General features: G+C 69.0%; 10 protein-coding genes. 5 read left to right on the top strand and 5 right to left on the bottom strand.

The genetic code is table 11. From position 1 onward, the window contains the following. Positions 1-90: 90 nt before the first annotated feature. Both ACYVBS_RS02180 and mrcB read right to left on the bottom strand, forming a co-directional pair. The gene (locus ACYVBS_RS02180; protein ID WP_460821463.1) at positions 91-2235 is read right to left on the bottom strand and encodes an ATP-dependent DNA helicase; all 2145 of its coding nucleotides are present in this window, start codon (positions 2233-2235) and stop codon (positions 91-93) included. Between the two features lie 73 nt (positions 2236-2308). Then, positions 2309-4735: a penicillin-binding protein 1B gene (gene mrcB, locus ACYVBS_RS02185; protein ID WP_460821618.1), complete on the bottom strand. Its 2427-nt coding sequence runs from the start codon at positions 4733-4735 to the stop codon at positions 2309-2311. Positions 4736-4830: 95 nt separating this feature from the next. Between mrcB and ACYVBS_RS02190 the strand changes: the two genes are divergently transcribed. Then, positions 4831-6948, top strand: a complete 2118-nt coding sequence (locus tag ACYVBS_RS02190; protein WP_460821464.1) for a glycosyltransferase — start codon at positions 4831-4833, stop codon at positions 6946-6948. Here the strand turns inward: ACYVBS_RS02190 and ACYVBS_RS02195 are convergent. Then, on the bottom strand, positions 6924-8375 hold the full coding sequence (locus tag ACYVBS_RS02195) for a hypothetical protein (protein WP_460821465.1): 1452 nt from the start codon (positions 8373-8375) through the stop codon (positions 6924-6926). The genes ACYVBS_RS02190 and ACYVBS_RS02195 overlap by 25 nt on opposite strands. A gap of 55 nt (positions 8376-8430) precedes the next feature. Further along, a complete protein-coding gene (locus ACYVBS_RS02200; RefSeq protein WP_460821467.1) occupies positions 8431-10596 on the bottom strand; it encodes a RelA/SpoT family protein in 2166 nt (721 codons plus the stop codon). A 75-nt stretch (positions 10597-10671) separates the two neighbouring features. Here ACYVBS_RS02200 and ACYVBS_RS02205 point away from each other — a divergent pair, with 75 nt between their 5' ends. After that, entirely contained in the window at positions 10672-11190 is a 519-nt protein-coding gene (locus ACYVBS_RS02205) for a hypothetical protein (RefSeq protein WP_460821620.1), read from the top strand. Positions 11191-11213: 23 nt separating this feature from the next. Further along, positions 11214-11660, top strand: coding sequence for a hypothetical protein (locus ACYVBS_RS02210; protein ID WP_460821469.1), 447 nt, complete (start codon positions 11214-11216; stop codon positions 11658-11660). Between the two features lie 15 nt (positions 11661-11675). Here ACYVBS_RS02210 and hrpA read toward each other — a convergent pair whose 3' ends face one another. Continuing rightward, positions 11676-15710 (bottom strand): ATP-dependent RNA helicase HrpA, encoded by a 4035-nt coding sequence (hrpA, locus tag ACYVBS_RS02215; protein WP_460821471.1) that lies wholly within the window; start codon positions 15708-15710, stop codon positions 11676-11678. A gap of 86 nt (positions 15711-15796) precedes the next feature. Between hrpA and ACYVBS_RS02220 the strand changes: the two genes are divergently transcribed. Next, on the top strand, positions 15797-16348 hold the full coding sequence (locus tag ACYVBS_RS02220; protein ID WP_460821473.1) for a Dps family protein: 552 nt from the start codon (positions 15797-15799) through the stop codon (positions 16346-16348). 255 nt (positions 16349-16603) lie between these two features. Beyond that, entirely contained in the window at positions 16604-18415 is a 1812-nt protein-coding gene (gene recQ, locus ACYVBS_RS02225; RefSeq protein ID WP_460821474.1) for a DNA helicase RecQ, read from the top strand. Positions 18416-18446: the final 31 nt, after the last annotated feature.

The following is an 18446-nucleotide window of genomic DNA, read 5'->3' on the forward strand; positions in this document are numbered from 1 at the left end:
CGGGCATTCTACCTGCACGCGGCAGGCGGCCGATCCGACGGCGGGCCGGCCTGCGGGGCCGGGATCCGTTTCCACTCCCTACGCTTCCAGCTACGCGGACGGCGCCACCGAGGGCGGCGGCACCGCAAAGAATGCCGCGACATCCTCGACACGGCGGGTCTTGGGCAGCGGCGGGAGCGAGTCGAGGAACAGCCGCCCGTAGCTGCGACCCAGGATGCGTGGATCGCACAGGACCAGCACCCCTCGATCGGACTCGCTGCGGATCAACCGGCCGGCCCCCTGCTTGAGCGCGATCACCGCCTGCGGCAATTGCTCGTCGCGGAACGGGTTGCCGCCGCGGCGGCGCACCGATTCCAGCCGCGCCTCGAACACCGGGTCATCGGGCGCGCCGAAGGGCAGCTTGTCGATGACCACGACGCTGAGCGCATCCCCGGCCACATCCACGCCCTCGCGGAAGCTGGCGGCGCCCAGCAGCACGCCATTGCCCGATTCGCGAAAACGCTCGAGCAGCACGCCGCGCGGCGCATCGCCCTGCACGAACAGCGGCCAGGGGCCGTCCCGCAGCAACTCGGCCACCTCGCGCAGGGCACGGTGCGAGGCGAACAACACGAAGGCGCGGCCATTGGAGGCTTCGAGCACCGGGCGGATCGCGGCCGCCATGGCCTCGCTGTAGTTGCGCGCCATCGGGTCTGGCAGGCCGCGCGGCAGGTAGCACAGCGCCTGCCGGGGCCAATCGAACGGACTGGGAGCGAGCAGCGTCGGCGTGCGCGCGACGCTGAGCCCGAGCTTGATCGCGAAGTGCTCGAAGCGCCCGGCGACGGCCAACGTGGCCGAAGTGAACACCCAGGCCGCCTGCGACTGGGCCCGGTGCTTCGCCAACGGTCCGGCTACGTCCAGCGGCGTGCGGCTGAGGCGGAATCCCTTGGCCGTCAATTCATACCAGCGGACGCTGTCGCCGTCGTCCTCGGCGTCCTCATCGGCGCGTTCGCGTCCAGTCACGTCAGCAGGTGCCGCTGGGTCATCGCCCCGGACGGCCTCGTCCCCGGCCGCTTCACCGCCAGCCTTCGAGAGTGACGTCTCCGCGTCCGCGTGCCCGGCACCCGACCCGATGCATTCGTCTGCCGAGAACTCCTCGTCACCTGACGCCTCCGGCGCCAACGACCGCCAGCGTCGAAGCCGCAACTCGAATTCCTTGGCGCGCGCCGTGCAACTGTCGAGGCCAGGCGCGCTCTCGCGCACGGGCAGCAGTGCCGCATGCAGGGTGCCCAGCGCCTGCTCCAGCGCCGCCAACGCCTCTTCGACGGCCGTCACTTCGGCGGCACGGCGGCGGGTGGCGCGCACCGGCAGGTCGTCCATCGCCGCACGCAGGGCTCGCACGGCCTGTTCCAGGCCTCGGGCGGGCTCCTGCACCACCGCCAGCGCGCCCGGCGAGGTCTTGCACTCGGTGACCGCGTCGCGTGCCAGTTCGACCAGGGGCCGTGCGCTCAGCGACTCGCCAAAGAACTGCGAGGCCAGGTCGGGGAGCTGGTGCGCTTCGTCCACGACGAACGCCTGGGCGCCGGGCAGGATCTCGCCGAATCCCTCCTGCTTGAGCGCCAGGTCGGCGAGCAGAAGATGATGGTTCACGACCACGATGTCGGCAGCCTGCGCGCGCTGCCGGGCCTGCACCACGAAGCATTCCGAAAAGAATGGGCACTCGCTGCCGAGGCAGTTCTCGGCCGTGCTGGTGACCATGGGCCACAGCGGCGAATCCTCGGCGATCCCATCCATCTCCGCCAGGTCACCCATCCGCGTGCGACCGGCCCATGCGACGACACGCTGGAACTGCGCGGCATGCTCGCGCGTGGGAAAGCGTCCCTCGCCCTTGGCCTGCTGCAGGCGATAGTGGCAGACGTAGTTGGCGCGGCCTTTGAGCAGCGCACTCTTCAGCCCCTTGCCCAGTGCATCGCGCACCCGCGGCAGGTCGCGATGGTAGAGCTGGTCCTGCAGCGCGCGCGTGCCGGTGGAGATGATCGTCTTCAGCCCCGACAGGATGGCCGGCACCAGGTAGGCGAAGGTCTTGCCGGTGCCCGTGCCCGCCTCGGCCAGCAGCACGCCGCGGCCTTCAAAGGCGTCAGCAATCGCCGCGGACAGGTCCTGTTGCGCCGGTCGCGGCGCAAAAGCCGGCAACGCCCGCGCGAGGTCACCGCCCTCGCTGAGGGCGGCGCGACTGGCCACGCCCAACCGGCTGCTCATGGGTGGCGACCCCAGGAAAAGTCAGGGGCGCATGGCGCGCCCCTGACGTGGAAGCGAATGTGTGTCACACGCGTCATTGCCCGTCGACCGGCGCTTCTGGCACGCGCTTGGCGGGATCAGGTTCCTCACGGCGCTCGCCGATGCCGAACCACTCGCGCCAGCCGCCACCCGACTCCTCGTCTTCCGCGCCCTCCTCCGGCACTGCCGGCTGCGGTGCGGGGCAAGGCGTGTAGGGCGGCGCGAAGCCGGCGACGAACGCAATGCGGCGGGCACCGGCGCAACCGCCGTCGGTGGTGCTGGCGCCGATCACCCACTGCCAGTCGAGGCCCTTGTCGCCGACTTCCAGCGGCGCCGTCGGCAGGCGCGCGAACAGCGACGACCACACGCGCATCGCACCGGTCGCGCCGTACAGCCCGGTGGTCTTGTTCTGGTCGTTGCCCACCCAGATCACCGCGAGGTGGTCGCCGGTCCAGCCGGCGAACCAGCTATCGCGGCCATCGTTGCTGGTGCCGGTCTTGCCGGCGGGCGACAGGCGTCCCAGACCATCGCTCATGAGCTGGCGACCGGTGCCGCTGGATACCGCCTGCTGCAGTGCGATGGTGATCAGGCGCGCGGCAACGGCATCGCCTTCCTGCGCGGGGGCGGGCTCCTTGTCATAGCGCTTCAGTGCCTTGCCGTTGGCATCCAGCACGCCGCGCACCGCGTGCAAGGGCTGGATCTCGCCACCGGACGCCAGGAACTGGTACAGCTGCGCCATCGCGTAGGGACTCTGGTCCACCGACCCCAGGATCAGCGCCGGGTTAGGCTCGGTCTCGATGCCGGCGAGCGTGCGCAACAGGTCGGCGATGCGCTCCGGCGCCACCTGCATGCCCACGCGCACCGTGGATTGGTTGTAGGACTGTGCCAGTGCGTCGACCAGGCGCACGGTCCCGTGGCTGCGGCCGTCGGAGTTGCCCGGGTTCCAGGTCTTGCCTTGGCCCAAGTTGACCGTGACCGGGGAATCGTCGACCCAACTGGCCAGCGAGAAGCGCTCCGGCTGCGCCAGCGCCAGCAGGTACACGAACGGCTTGAGCAGCGAGCCCACGGGGCGCTGCGCTTCAACCGCGCGATTGAAGCCGTGTTCGGCGAACTCGCGCGCACCGACCACCGCCACCACCTCGCCGTTGTGCACGTCGGTCACCACCACGCCCGCCTGCAGCTCCGGGCGGGTACGGTGCGACAATGACTTGAGCGTGCGCGTGACCGCGCCTTCGGCATTGGCCTGTGCGGCCGGCGACATGCCGGTCATCACGCTGAGCCCGGCGCCGGCCAGTTCGTCTTCGGGATAGTCGCGGGCCAGCTGGCGGCGGACCAGGTCGACGTACGCGGGGAAGCGGTTGGCCGCAGTCGCACGCGGGCTGTCGGTGACGCCCAGCGGCGCCTTCAACGCGCGCTGGTACTCGGCGTCGTCGATGAGGCCGGTCTCGTGGAACTCACCCAGGGCGAAGTTGCGGCGCTCCAGCGCACGCTCGGGATTGCGGCGCGCGTCGTACCACGACGGGCCGCGCACGATGCCCACCAGCAGGGCGATCTGCTCGGTGCTGAGGTCGCGCAGGTCGCGGCCGAACCAGTACTCCGCACCCGCGGCCACGCCGTGGATGGCCTGGTTGCCACGTTGGCCGAGATAGACCTGGTTGAGGTAGGCCTCGAGGATGGTGCGCTTGTCGTAGCGCGCCTCGATCAGCAGCGCGTACAGGATTTCCTTGCCCTTGCGCTGCAGCGTCTGCTCCCGGCCGATGCCCAGCAGGCCGCTACGGGCCAACTGCTGGGTCAGGGTGCTGGCGCCCTGCTTGGTGCCCGTCGCGGTCTTGAACGCGGCGCGCAGCATGCCGGTGAAATCGATGCCGATGTGATGGTTGAAGTCGCGGTCCTCGACGGCCTGCAGGCCGGTGACCAGCAGCTCCGGCACCTCATCGATGCGGACCAGGCGACGCTCTTCCTGCTTCTGGCCGTAGAGCGTGGCGATGCGGGCCGGGTCCAGGCGGGCCCGACGCAGCGCCTTCTTCGTCGCCGCATCACGCACGCTGGCCACGCGGCCACCGGAGATGACCACCTCCAGGCGGCGCGCGGAGACCGCGCCATCCACGTCATTGAAACCGCGGCTGGAAATGCGCCAACGCCCGCCTTCGCGCCGGTAGCTGCCTTCGCGGCTGCCGTCGCCTTCGCGGTAGGCGGCGGCGTCCAGCTCCGTCTTCAACGTACCGGCGTCCATCGCGAGGCCCGGCGCCAACTCCAACGGACGGGCATAGACCCGCGTCGGGATCTGCCACCGCAACTGGCCAAAGCGCTGCCCCACCTCATGGTTGAGGTACAGCGAGTAGGGGATCAGGAACCCGAGGCCCAGGCCGATGGCTGCCAGAATCCAGGTGATGATGCGGCGGCGCCACTGCGGGGACGCGGAATCATCGAGGTTGTCGTCTTCGTCGTAATCGATCTGGGCCACGGCATGGGACAATGGCAGGGCGGCGCCCTGGTGGCGTCGAGTCTAACCCAGCCGCCTCCCGCGCCCGCAGGGCACCGGGGGCGCCGCAACCGTACGGTCGGAGTCCCTTCAGCATGCCGATGTCACCGGCCGAGTTCCGGTTTTTCATCAACCGGGCGACCGGGCTGTTCCATCGCGGCCTGACCAGCCTGCGCACGCGTGGCCTGCGGGCGTCTTGGCAGCGGGTGCTAAAGCAGTTGCGTCGGGTGCCCGCGTCGCAGCGGCCGGCCCTGTACCTCCCCGCCCCCGAGCCGTTCTCGCCGTTCGCGGTCCCCTTCGACCCGATGCCGCGCGCCAGCATCATCATTCCGGTGTTCAACCAGGTCGAGCACACGGTGGCCTGCCTGCGGGCACTGGCCGAGCATCCGCCGACCATCGCCATCGAGGTGATCGTCGTCGACGACGGTTCTTCGGACGACACCGGCGTACTGCTGCCCCGAGTGGAGGGCCTGCGATACCACCGGCGCCCAGCCAATGGGGGCTTCATCGCGGCTTGCAACGATGGTGCTGCGTTGGCGCGCGGCGAGATGCTGGTGTTTCTGAACAACGACACCGTGCCGCAGCCCGGGTGGTTGGAGGCGCTGTTGGGGACGTTCGACACCCACCCGTACTGCGGGCTCGTGGGCGCCCAACTGCTGTATCCGGATGGACGACTGCAGGAGGCAGGCGCTGCGATCCGCTCCGACGGCTCGGCAGAAAAGCTGGGGCGCAATGAGAATGCGCTGGCGCCCCAGCACGCATTCGTCAAACGTGTGGACTACTGTTCTGGCGCGGCAATCGCGATGCCTGCCGCGCTGTTCTGGCAGGTGGGTGGCTTTGACACCCGTTACGCACCCGCGTTCTACGAGGATACCGACCTCGGCATGCAGGTGCGTCGCGCTGGTCAACAAGTGCTTGTCCAACCCGCGGCGCGAGTGGTGCATGCCGAAGGGGTCACTACAGGTACCGACACGAGAACCGGTACCAAGCAGTACCAGGTGCGAAACCAGGCGCGCTTTCATGAACGCTGGCATGACGCGTTGACCGCGCACCCTCTGCCCAATGCCATGCCGGCCAGCCTCAGTGACCACCGCTATGCGGGCATGGCACTGGTGATTGATGCACTGACACCGCAACCCGACCGAGATTCGGGTTCACTTCGCTGCGCGAACTTGATGCGGTTACTTCTGCAGGAAGGAATGGGGGTGGTGTTCATGCCCGCGAACCTGGCAGAAGACGGCGCCTACACGCAGTCCTTGCGGCAGTTGGGCGTGGAAGTCTGGCATACACCTTTCGTGCGCAGCCTGCCCGACTGGATGCGGGCGCACGGAACTAGATTCGACACGATCATCGTCAGTCGACACTACATACTCGACCAGATGCTTCCCTTGCTGCGCCGGTTTGCGCCTCAGGCCAAGCTGGTATTCGACACGGTCGACCTGCATTACCTGCGCGAGCGACGGGGCGCGCAGATGCTGGGTGACGCGGCCCTGCTCAAGGCCGCGGAACGCACGCGACGTTGCGAACTGGATCTCATCAATCGCAGCGACGTGACCTGGGTCGTGAGCGAGGTCGAGCGCGCACTGCTCGCCGAAGACGCCCCGCAGGCACGCGTGGAGGTGCTTTCCAACCTGCATGATCTTGCCGACGCCGGCCTGCCATTCGCGGAGCGCCGGGACGTGGTCTTCGTGGGGGGCTTCCGGCACCCACCCAACGTGGATGCCGTCCTGTGGTTCGCGGGGGAGGTCTGGCCCCATGTGCAAGCGAGCGAGCCTGGTGCGGTCTTCCACTGCATCGGTGGTGACGTGCCGCCGGAGATCAAAGCGCTCGCCGCGCGCCCCGGCATTCGCGTGCATGGGCATGTACCGGACATCGCGCCTTACATGTCCGACGTGCGGGTGGCTGTCGCCCCGCTACGCTTCGGCGCAGGGGTGAAAGGCAAGGTCAACCTGAGCATGGCGCATGGGCAACCGGTGGTTGCCACGTCATGCGCGGTGGAAGGGATGCACTTGCGGGACGGCGAGGACGTGCTCGTGGCGGACACGCCGGACGCCTTCGCCGCAGCCGTGCTGCGGGTCTATCGGGACGAGGCGCTGTGGGCGCGGTTGTCGGCGAATGGTCGCGCCAATGTCGCCCGTCATTTCTCCCTGGACGCGGGACGCGCGGTGGTGCGCCGCCTGTTGGGGCGTCAGGGCCCCGCCGCGGACGCCTGACGCAGGCGCGCCGACAATTCGACGGCGCCGGCCACGGCCGGATCCAGGGCCGTTGCGGCGTCCAATGCGCGACGCGCGGCATCGAGTTCTCCCGCACCCAACCGTTCGTTGCCCACCGCCACCCACCGCTGGGCCAAGCGGCTGCGTGCAGCCGGCAGCCAGCCACCTGCCGGATCCAGCGCCCGACCGGCGTCCAGGCAGGCAGTGGCGCTCACCAGACGGTTCTCGCGCATCGCGGTGTCAAAGCACCGCCGCGCCGCTGGAACCAGGCGCGCGGAGGCTGCCTTGACCCTGCGGTCGTCCGGCGAGATGGCGCGCGCCGCGCGCACCTTGTCGAAGGCATTCTCGCCCGGCGGCAGCAGCAGGTTGCCCCGCGCTTCGGCGGCGGCGGCCTCTTCCAGCAACTGCTTCAGGCGCCGCTGCCGCTCCGGGGTCAAGGCCCCGCTCCCGAGTTGCGCCTGCGAACGTCGCGCACGCGCGATGTGGGCGCGCGCCTCGACAACGTCAGCGTTTGTGGCACCCAGAACATCCTCTGCTACCGCCAGCGCGGCCTCCGCTTCGCTGAAGCGGAAATCCGCCGCAAACCGCTGGCTGCGTTGCAGAAGCCGCTCACCGACGGCATGCCGGCCGGCTCGCGCCGCGTCATCGTCGGGCTGGACGGCAAGCACCCGGTCGAACCCGGCCAGCGCATGCGTCAATCGATTGCTCCGAAGGTCACGCTCGGCCCGCGCACGCGTGGCCTCGAGCGACTGGTTCACGGCCGCCAGCGCCGCGGGCAGGTCGGCGTGGGCGGGATCGAAACCGCGCGCTTCGCGCACCAGGGCCACCGCCGTCTCCAGTTCGGCAGCCGCCAAGCGCCGCCGCGCGTCGGCCAGCATGTCGGCGATGACATCGTCACGTCCTTCCAGCGCTTCCGTGTTGCCCGGCTGCAATTCCAGGACGGCCGCGTAATGCGCGAGGGCGGAATCCGCGCTGCCATGCATGCGGCCTGCTGCCCGTGCAGCACGGGCAGACGCCAAGCGCGGCGCAATCCCCGCCTCTGCAATCTCTCGCTGGCGCATCGCGCGCTCGACCGAATCAACCCGGGCCTTGGGCACGCCCAGTGCCCGTGCCAGGGCAACGTATTCACGCGCCTGTGCAGGCTGTCCGGCACGCACGGCGGCGTCGGCACGGGCCAAGGCCGCATCACCCACGCGGGCCAATCCTTCCCGTGCACCCGGCCGGTCAGGGTCCAGCGCCAGTGCCGCCTCAAACAGTTCTCGCGCACCCGTGCCGTCCGGGGCCGTGAGTCGGCCTTCTGCCAGCGCGCGTTCGGCACTGGTTCGCAACGCCTGGATGCGCGTTTCCGGCCAGAGCCACTCCGAAAGCGGCTGTCGGACCAGTGCCAGCACGACCAGCAGTGCCGCCGCGGCCGCCGCCCACTTCACCCATGGTTGTGCGAAATGCGCCCGCAGGGACCTGCCCCGCAGTCGACGTCGATGCTCAGCCACGCCGCGCGTGCTCCACGCCCGGCAACGCCGCCAGTTTGCCCAGCACGGTGGAGAGTTGTCCGTAGTCGCGCACGCGCAGCCGCAACTGCAGGCGCACGCGGGCGCCGTTGCGCTCGTGTTCGCTGCGGATGCTGGTCACGTGCGCGTCTTCCTGCGCGATCACGTTGCTGACTTCCTTGAGCAACCACTTGCGGTCCAATGCGGCCACTTCCACATCCACTTCGTACTGGCTCCCGGCGCGCGCCCATTCCACCGGCAGCACTCGCTGGGGCTCCTTGCCCGCCAGACGCAGGAAGGCCGCACATTCGGGACGGTGCACGCTGACGCCGCGCCCCCGCGTGAGGTAGCCGGCGATCGGCTCGCCGGGCACCGGCTGGCAGCATCGTGCCAGCTGGACCAGCAGATTTCCGACGCCTTCGACGGTAAATGCGCTACTGCTCGGCGCTGCCTTGCGCCGGGACACCATGACGGTCGGCGCGGAGGCGGTGGTGGGCTGGGCGACGGCACGCTCGTGTTCCAGCAGCACACGGCCCACCTGGTGCGGCCCCAGGTCACCCAGCGCTACCTGCACCAACAGCTCGCTGTCGCTGCCAAGGTTGAACCGCTCCCGCGCGGGCGACAGGTCCGCGCCCAACAGGCCCAAGCGACGCAATTCCTTGTCGAGCAGTTCACGACCGGCCTGCTCGTTGCGCGCCTTGTCCAGCTTGTGGAACCAGGTGCGCACCTTTTCGCGCGAGCGGCTGCTGGCAAGGAAACCGTTGGCGACCACCAGCCAGTCACGCCGGGGCTCGGCGACCTTGCCAGTGAGAATTTCCACCCGGTCGCCGCTGCGCAGTTCATGGTCCAACGGCACGATCCGGCCGTTGACCTTGGCACCGCGGCACCGGTGCCCGACCTCGGTGTGCACGTGGTAAGCAAAATCCAGCGGCGTGGCCCCGGCTGGCAGGTCGATGACCTCGCCCTTGGGCGTGATCACATAAACCCGGTCCTCAACCAGTTCGGTATCCAGCGCCTCCGCAAGCTGCGCGTCATCGCCGTCGCGCCCGTTGTCACCGGACGCATCCAGCAGGCGCCGCATCCACGCGATCTTGCGGTCGAACGCCGCATCGGCGGCCTGGCTGCCGGATTCCTTGTACTTCCAGTGCGCGGCCACGCCCAGTTCGGCCTGCCGGTGCATGTCGAAGGTGCGGATCTGCACTTCCAGCGTCTTGCCTTCCGGCCCGATGACGGCGGTGTGGAGCGAGCGGTAGTCGTTGCTCTTGGGGCGGGCAATGTAATCGTCGAATTCGGTGGGAATCGGCGTCCAGGTGGCGTGCACCACGCCCAGCGCCGCGTAGCAGGCCGCGACGTCGTCCACCATCACGCGCACCGCACGCAGGTCGTAGAGCTCGCCGATGGGCACGTCCTTGCGCTGCATCTTCTTCCAGATGCTGTAGATGTGCTTGGGGCGGCCGGCGACATCGGCACGGATGCCCTGTGCCGCCATCGCCTCGCGCAGCGTGCGGATGACGTCCTGGATGAAGCGCTCGCGATCGGCGCGCTTCTCGTCGAGCAGGCGGGCAATGCGCTGGTATGTCTGCGGCTCAAGGTAACGAAACGCGAGGTCTTCCAGTTCCCACTTCAGCTGCCAGATGCCCAGACGGTTGGCCAACGGCGCATGGATGTCACGGGTCAATGCCGCCAATGCGCGCCGCTCGGCGTCGGGCAGGCGCCCCGCAAAGCGCATGCGCGCCAATTGGCGTGCCAGCAGGATCGGCACCACGCGCAGGTCGCGCACGATGGCCAGCAACAAGCGCCGCAGGCCCTCGCTGCCACCGCCACTGGCGCGCTCGGCATGCAGCGTGCGCACATGCGCGGCCGCGGCCTGGCCTTCGAGCAGCACGGCAATGGGCGGGTGTGCCGCCTCGAACCCCGGGCCCAGCGCCGCCAGCAGACCGGGGTAATTGCGCAGCAACGCGGCGGCGACGGTATCGCTGTCGGCATCGAGCTTGGCGAGCGCATCCAGCATCGTGGCCACCACGTCGACCGGATCCCGGGCGCCCTCCTCAGCTCCGGGGCGTGCCGCGGCCTCCCGCAGCGCGGTCCGCACCTCGGGCGTGAGCGCCGCGGCCGCGTCAGAGGTCAGCAGAGGGTCGAGGGCGTGGGGGACGGCATTCATCGCGACGCGGTTCAAATTCCTGCTTCAAGCTTGTCTACACTAGCCCGCAACCGACCGGAGGAACAGCCAATGCATGTGTCCAATTCCCTGCGAGCGCCCGTGCTTGCCATTGTCGCGTGCTTGGCGCTGGGTGCCGCATGGCCCATGGATGTCCGCGCTCAGGACATCCCGGTCGCCCCGCGCATCGAACAGCAGATGACACCGGAGCAGTTCCGCGCTGCAGGCCTTGACCGGCTCACCCCGGAGCAGTTGGCCAACCTCAATGCCTGGCTCAACCGCACCTTGGTGGTGGAAACGCAAAAGGCGGCCGCGCAAGCGAAGAAGAAGGTCGAAGACGACAGCCGCGGCTTCTTGAGCTTCGGCTCCAGCGAACCCATCGTCAGCCGCTACAACGGTGAATTCCGCGGGTTCGCCCAAGGGCGCCGCTATGTGCTTGCCAATGGACAGGAGTGGGAGCAGGTGGATGCCGCTTCGTTGGCCGGCGTGCGCCTCGCCGATCCCGAGGTGAAGATCACGCCAAGCGTGGTCGGCAACGCCTGGTACATGCAGGTGGGCAAGTACGGCACACGCGCGAAGGTACGCCGCATCAAGTAAATCAACCCGTTCCTGGAGCCGACATGACCCTGTCCCGCCTCGCCGCCGCCCTGGCACTCTCCGCGTTCGCCGCACTGCCCGCCGGCGCGAAAGACCGTTACGTGCCGGTCGAGACCCGATTCAACGTCGAGCAGTTCCATGCCGCCGGCCTGCACCGCCTGAGCGCGGAAGAACTCGCCACGCTCAACCGCCTGCTACGTGACGACCAGGCAACGGTGGTGCGGCGCGCCACCGCCCCGGACCGCGAGCAGGAGCCGGTGCGTTCGGCGATCACCGGCGAATTCCGCGGCTGGAGCACGGGCACCGTCTTCACCCTGGCCAATGGCGACCGCTGGCAGGTGACGGAGGGCAGCTACAGCGTGCGCCCCGTCGCCAATCCTTCGGTGACCTTGCGCCCCGGTCTGATCAGCGGCTGGTACATGGAAGTCGATGGCCACCCGGTCAAGGCCAAGGTGCGCCAGGTCAAGTAAATCCGGCACCGCCGCTCAAGCGGCGAGCTGTGCGAGCCGGGTGGCGAGTTTCTTGGGCGAGACGCCACCCTTCGTGCCGAGTTCCTGCGCGAACAGCGAGACGCGCAGCTCTTCCAAGTCCCAGCGCAATGCTTGCCAGCCGGGGTCGCCCGCGCGCCCCTGTTGCACGGCGCCGGCCAGCGCTTCGGCGAATGGCTTGAGTTCCAGCATGCGTGCCTGGTCGCGGGTCGGGTCCCGCAGCGCACGTTCTCCGCGCAGCGCCAATGCCTTCAGGTACCGCGGGTACTCGCGCAACGCCTCGGCAGGCACGTCGCGCAGGAAGCCCGGCGGCGTCAGCGTGGCCAGGTGCGCACGCATGTCGTCGAGGTTGCCGCTGGCCCAGCCCATGAGCGGCGACTCGAGCTTCGCCCGGGCCTCCGCCACGGCCGCGAGGATGGCCTCGGCCTGACGCAAGCGCTCCATTGCTTCGGGAAACAATTGCTTGCCAATGCGCTCGCGCAGCGTCGCGAAGGCGGCGGCGTCGCGCACGTCGGCAGCCCCCTCGGCCATGAGTGACGCCAATGCGCCGTCGACCAGATCGACGCGCAGGCGGTCTCCCTCGCGCTTGGCATCGCCGGAAGGCTTGACCCCTGCCGACTCGATCGCGGCATACAACAGCCCCGTCTTGGCGGATACCGGCAGTTGCTTGCGCGCCTGCTTGACCTTGTCAGCGAGCGCAATCGCCAGCAGCCGACGGACGCCCTCCGGGTGCAGGCGCCGTGCGACCACCTGTTCGGCATGCACCCGCAGCGACACGGTCTCGCCGTCGTCCTGCAGCGCCGGGTACGCCGGCACGCCGCCCGCGCCCGGCACGGAATCGGGTATCGGTGTTTCCGGGAACGTGGTCAGCCCCTGTTGGGCGAGCCCTTCGGCCGCACGTGCAGCAAACGCGGCCGCGGCGCGCTCTCCGAATCGGCTGCGCAGCTCCGCCAGATCCCGCGATTCGGCCAACACCTTGCGGCCGTCCCGGTCCAGCAGGCGCAGGTTGGCGTGAAGGTGCGGTTCCAGCGTCGTCTCGTCGAAGTCCACCGCCGCCACCGCGACGCCGGTGAGACGCTTCAGGAAGCGGGCCAACGCGCCGGTCAACGTGTCCGGCTCCGGCGGCACGCCCTGCTTCCACTCGGCGTGCGCTTCGTGGAAGGCCTTGGCGAAGTCCGGCGCAGGCACGAAGTTGCGTCGCAGGGCCTTGGGCAGCGACTTGATCAGCGCCGCCGACTTCTCGGCGACGAAGCCCGGTGCCAGCCAGGAGAGCCGCGTGGGATCCAGCGCGTTGAGCAGGTGCAAGGGCACGGCCACGGTCATGCCATCGTCCGGGGCCCCTGGCTCGAACCGATAGGACACCGCCAGCCGCGACCCGCCCAGCGGCAGGTACGGCGGAAACCGCGAGGCCTCGCTTTCGTCGCCCACCAGCAGGTCTGCGCGCGACCACTCCAGCGCAGACGTCTCGGCGGCGGCCAGCTTTCCGTACCACGCATCCAGCGCCTGCGCGTTGTGCACGTGCGCCGGCAGCCGGTCGAGGTACCAGCGCACCATCCACTCGTCGTCCACCACCAGCCCGGTCCGGCGCTGCTTGGCCTCTTCCTGCTGCGCCTTGGCCAGCACGGCCAGGTTGCGCGGCAAGAAGGCACAACGGGTGTTGATCTCACCGGTCACCAATGCGTCGCGGGCGAAGATCTCGCGGCTTTCCTCCGGATACAGCGCGCCGTAGTGCACCGGTCGCTTCGGCGCCAGCACCAGGCCGAACAGGCTGACCTGCTCACTGCCCACCACACGGCCCTGCGAGCGCGCCCAGCGCGGGTCGTGGTGGCGCCGCGAGAGCAGGTGCGGCAACTCCTGGATGACCCAATCCGGCTCGATCGCCGCGTTGGTCAGCGACCAGACCCGCTCGGTGTCGAGCAGCGTGGCGGACAACACCCAGGGCGGGGGCTTGCGCGCGAGCGGCGAGCCCGGGAACAACTGGAACTTGCGGCCACGCGGGCCGTCGTAGAGGCCCTTGTCGCCCCGCTGGCCGATCTGCGTCGGCAAACCGGCAATCAGGGCCCGATGAAGCGTCGCGTAGCCCGCCAAGTCCAACGACTCGCCCGGCGCGTGAACGGTCGACGCAGGGGCGTGTTGGCTGGCCCACCCCAACTCCTCGCACATCAGCTTCAGCTGACGATGCAATTCGCGCCATTCGCGCATGCGCAGGAAACCGAGGAAGTGCTTCTCGCACCACGCACGCAGTTTCGACTGGGTCAGCTCTTCGTGCGCGGTCTGGTACGCGTCCCACAGCTTGAGGATGCCGACGAACTCCGATCGCGGATCGGCGAACTCGGCGTGTGCGTTGTCCGCTGCCGCCCGCTGGTCCGCCGGACGCTCACGCGGATCCTGGATGCCGAGGAACGAAGTGATCGCCAGCATTTCGCGCAGGCAACCGTGCGCGTTGGCCGCCACCAGCATGCGTGACAACTTTACGTCCACCGGCAGGCGCGCCATCAACTTGCCCGTGGGCGTCAGCCGGCGCGACTCGTCTACCGCACCCAGTTCCGAGAGTTGCTGCCAACCGTCGGCAACCGCGCGCGGGTCGGGAGGCTCCAGGAACGGAAAATCCTCGATCCGGCCCAGGCCCAGCGAGAGCATGCGCAGGATCACCCCGGCCAGGGCCGAACGGCGGATTTCAGGGTCGGTGAAGCGCGGCCGCGACTCGAAATCCACCGCCGAATACAAACGGAAGCAGGTGCCCTCCGCGACACGTCCACAGCGGCCCTTGCGCTGGTCGGCGCTGGCCTGGCTGATGTCCTCCACATGCAGACGGTCGAGCTTGCCGCGCGGACTGTAGCGCTTTACCCGCGCCAAACCCGGGTCGACCACGTAGCGGATGCGCGGCACCGTCAGCGAGGTCTCGGCCACGTTGGTTGCCAGCACGATGCGGCGCTTCACCCCCGGGTTGAACACCCGATCCTGGTCGCGCACCGACAGCCGCGCATACAGCGGCAGCACCTCGGTTTCACGGTACTTGCGCCGCTCCAGGGCCTGGTGGGCATCGCGGATCTCGCGCTCGCCCGCCAGGAATATCAAGACATCGCCACGCGGGTCTTCGCGGGTGATCTCGTCGCAGGCGGCCACGATGCCATCCGTGACGGTCATCCCGCCGTCGCGCTCGGCCTCCGTGCGACCGCGCGCGCCCGGTCGGGGCGCGCGCGCGGCGTCAACGCCCGGAGCACCCTCCACCAACGCGCCTTCAAGCGGGCGATAGCGCACGCTCACCGGATAGCTGCGGCCCTCGACATTGACCACCGGTGCATCACCGAAGTGCGCGGCGAACCGCTCGGTGTCGATGGTGGCGGAGGTGACGATGACCTTCAGGTCGCGGCGTTTTTGCAGCAGTTGCTTGAGATAGCCCAGCAGGAAGTCGATGTTGAGGCTGCGCTCGTGCGCCTCGTCGATCAGCAACGTGTCGTAGCGCGACAGCCAGCGGTCGGATTGGATTTCGGCCAGCAGGATGCCGTCGGTCATGAACTTGATCGCGGTGTTCTCACCCACGTTCTCGTTGAAGCGCACCTGGTAGCCGACCGCGCCGCCCAACGGCGTCTGCAGCTCTTCCGCCACGCGCCGGGCCACCGCGCGCGCGGCGATGCGACGCGGCTGGGTGCAGCCGATCATGCCGGCCTGCCCTCGCCCCGCTGCCAGGCACAACTTCGGCAATTGCGTGGTCTTGCCCGAGCCGGTTTCGCCGGCGATCACGACCACGGGGTGTTCACGGATCAGCGCGACAATCCGGTCCGCCTCGCCGGCAATGGGCAGGCCGGGGTCCACTGGCGCGTGCGGCAGCGCGGCGGCCCGCGCCTCGCGCTGCGCCACTGATGCCGCCAGCGCGTGCTCGAAGGCCTCCCGGGCCTTGGCGTCGGCGGGCTTGGTGCTCCAGCGCGACCACAGCCCGTGCAGGCGGCCACGGTCGCGGCTCAGCGCGCCGTCGATGGCGTGCCGGGCCTGGCGTAACGCGGCGCTAGCATTCGGGTCGATAGGATTCATTGATCGGAACGAGAGAAAAGAAGCATTTCACGGCGCGAGGCCAAGCGCCTATTGTCACCGTATCCACGCTGGAAAGGAGAATCGCGATGTCCAAGACCAAGACCAAACCGGGCAAATCCAAGACGACGCCCGCGGCCTCGCCGGCGCCCGGCTCGAGCGCACCGGCCATCGATATCGGGATCAGCACCGGCGATCGCAAGAAGGTTGCCGAGGGGCTCGCGGCCTTCCTGTCGGATGCGTTCACGTTGTACCTGAAGACTCACAACTTCCACTGGAACGTCACCGGGCCGATGTTCAACGCCCTGCACGTGATGTTCGAGACCCAGTACACCGAGCAGTGGACCGCCCTGGATGACGTGGCCGAGCGCATCCGCGCACTGGGGTTCAACGCACCCGGGTCGTATCACGAGTTCATCCGTCTCAGTTCGATCCCCGAGGAGCCGGGGCTGACGGACGCCGCGGACTGGCGCGAGATGGTGCGCCAGCTGGTGGTCGGCAACGAGGCGGTGTGCCGCACGGCACGCAAGGTGCTCAAGGGCGCCGACGACGCGGGCGACGACCCGACCGTGGACCTGATGACGCAGCGCCTGCAGACGCATGAGAAGTATGCGTGGATGCTGAGGTCGCTGTTGCAGTGACTGGGGTCAGGGACGGAGGGTGGCGATGGCCATATTGCTGCTCCCCTCCGTCCGCGCCTCCTGCGCGGCGTCGGGGCCGCGGGCCATCCATGGCCGCTTTTCGCAACTTGGCCATCGCCACCCGCCTGACTCAACGCCCTTACAGGCTTCGAAACGCAGGAGCATACGAGCCGGCCGTCCCCAGAAGGCAAATTCCTACCCGATTTGAAGGCACTCCCCGATCGGCCCACTTGACCCGCTTGGTACCCTGTACGCATGACCGACGATCGTGCGCTGCAGACCCTCAACACCGTGTTCGGCTACCCCGCGTTCCGCGGGGAGCAGGGGGAGATCGTCCGCCACGTGGCCGGGGGCGGCGATGCGCTTGTGTTGATGCCCACCGGCGGCGGCAAGTCGTTGTGCTACCAGATCCCGTCGCTGCTTCGCGAAGGTTGCGGGATTGTCGTTTCGCCACTGATTGCGCTGATGCAGGACCAGGTGGAGTCGCTGCGCCAGCTGGGCGTGAAGGCCGCCGTGCTCAATTCCACGCTCGACGCGGCCACGTCCGCCGAGGTCGAGCGCCGGTTGCTGGCCGGCGAGCTGGACATGCTCTACGTGGCCCCAGAACGGCTGCTGACCCCGCGCTGCCAGGCGTTGCTGGACCGCGCGAAGATCGCGCTGTTCGCCATCGACGAGGCGCACTGCGTCTCGCAGTGGGGCCACGATTTCCGGCCCGAGTACCGCCAGCTGACCGTACTGCACGAGCGCTGGCCGGACGTGCCCCGCATCGCCCTGACCGCCACCGCCGATGCCCCCACCCGGCGAGAAATCGTGGAGCGACTGGCGCTGGAAGATGCGCGCACGTTCGTCAGCTCCTTTGACCGCCCCAACATCCGCTACCGGGTGGTGACCAAGGACGACGGCAAGCGCCAGTTGCTGGACTTCCTTTCCGAGCACCGCGGCGAGAGCGGGGTGGTCTACGCCTTCTCCCGCAAGCGCGTGGAGCAGGTGGCCGAACAACTCGTCATCGCCGGCATCAAGGCCCTCGCCTACCACGCCGGCATGGACGCGGCCACGCGGGCCGCCAACCAGCGCCGGTTCCTGCAGGAAGACGGCATCGTGATGGTGGCCACCATCGCCTTCGGCATGGGCATCGACAAGCCGGACGTGCGCTTCGTGGCCCACGTGGACCTGCCCAAGTCGATCGAGGGCTACTACCAGGAGACCGGCCGCGCGGGCCGCGACGGCGGACCCTCGGAAGCCTGGCTGTGCTACGGACTGGGCGACATGGTCAGCCTGCGCCAGTTGATCGTGCAGTCCGAGGCCAGCGAAGAGCGCAAGCGGCTGGAGCTGGGCAAGCTCGACGCACTGCTGGGCTACTGCGAATCCACGGCCTGCCGCCATCAGGCCCTGGTGGGCTGGTTCGGCGAGGCGCACCCCGGCCAGTGCGGCAACTGCGACAACTGCCTGAACCCGCCGCAGAGCTGGGACGGCACCGAGGCCGCGCGCAAGGCGTTGTCGTGCGTGTACCGCACCGGCCAGCGCTTCGGCGTGGCGCATCTGGTCGACGTCCTCCGCGGCGAAAATGCGGACAAGGTGCGGCAGTACGGCCACGACGCGCTCACGGTGTTCGGAGTGGGCCGCGACCTGGACGAGCGCACCTGGCGCAGTGTGTTCCGCCAACTGGTCGCCCACGGCATCCTCGAGGCCGACGTCGAGCGGTTCGGGGCGTTGCGTTTCACCGCCGCCAGTGGCCCGGTGCTGAAAGGCGAGCGCGAGGTACGACTGCGCGCCGAACCGCCCCGTCCCAACCGCCGCAAGCGTGCCGGTGACACGGTGGCCGCCTCGCTGGCCGACCTGGCGCCGGACACGCTGGTGCGCTTCAACGCGCTGCGCGAATGGCGGGCGACCACCGCGCGCGAACAGAACGTCCCGGCCTACGTGATCTTCCACGACAGCACCCTGCGCGCGATTGCCGAAGCCGACCCGGGCGACCTGGACGAGCTGTCCACCATCGCCGGCGTGGGCAGCAGCAAGCTGGATCGCTACGGCGAGGCCGTCCTGCAGCACCTGTTCGACGCGGCCTGAGGCCGGCTTAAACCCTGCGGGCCCTCCCCGC

This window comes from Lysobacter olei (assembly GCF_054777355.1).

Coding starts and splice junctions, on each gene's coding strand:
- ACYVBS_RS02180 (WP_460821463.1), bottom strand. CDS start 2,235: ATGAGCAGCCGGTTGGGCGTGGCCAGTCGCGCCGCCCTCAGCGAGGGC.
- ACYVBS_RS02190 (WP_460821464.1), top strand. CDS start 4,831: ATGCCGATGTCACCGGCCGAGTTCCGGTTTTTCATCAACCGGGCGACC.
- ACYVBS_RS02200 (WP_460821467.1), bottom strand. CDS start 10,596: ATGAATGCCGTCCCCCACGCCCTCGACCCTCTGCTGACCTCTGACGCG.
- ACYVBS_RS02210 (WP_460821469.1), top strand. CDS start 11,214: ATGACCCTGTCCCGCCTCGCCGCCGCCCTGGCACTCTCCGCGTTCGCC.
- hrpA (WP_460821471.1), bottom strand. CDS start 15,710: ATGAATCCTATCGACCCGAATGCTAGCGCCGCGTTACGCCAGGCCCGG.
- ACYVBS_RS02220 (WP_460821473.1), top strand. CDS start 15,797: ATGTCCAAGACCAAGACCAAACCGGGCAAATCCAAGACGACGCCCGCG.
- recQ (WP_460821474.1), top strand. CDS start 16,604: ATGACCGACGATCGTGCGCTGCAGACCCTCAACACCGTGTTCGGCTAC.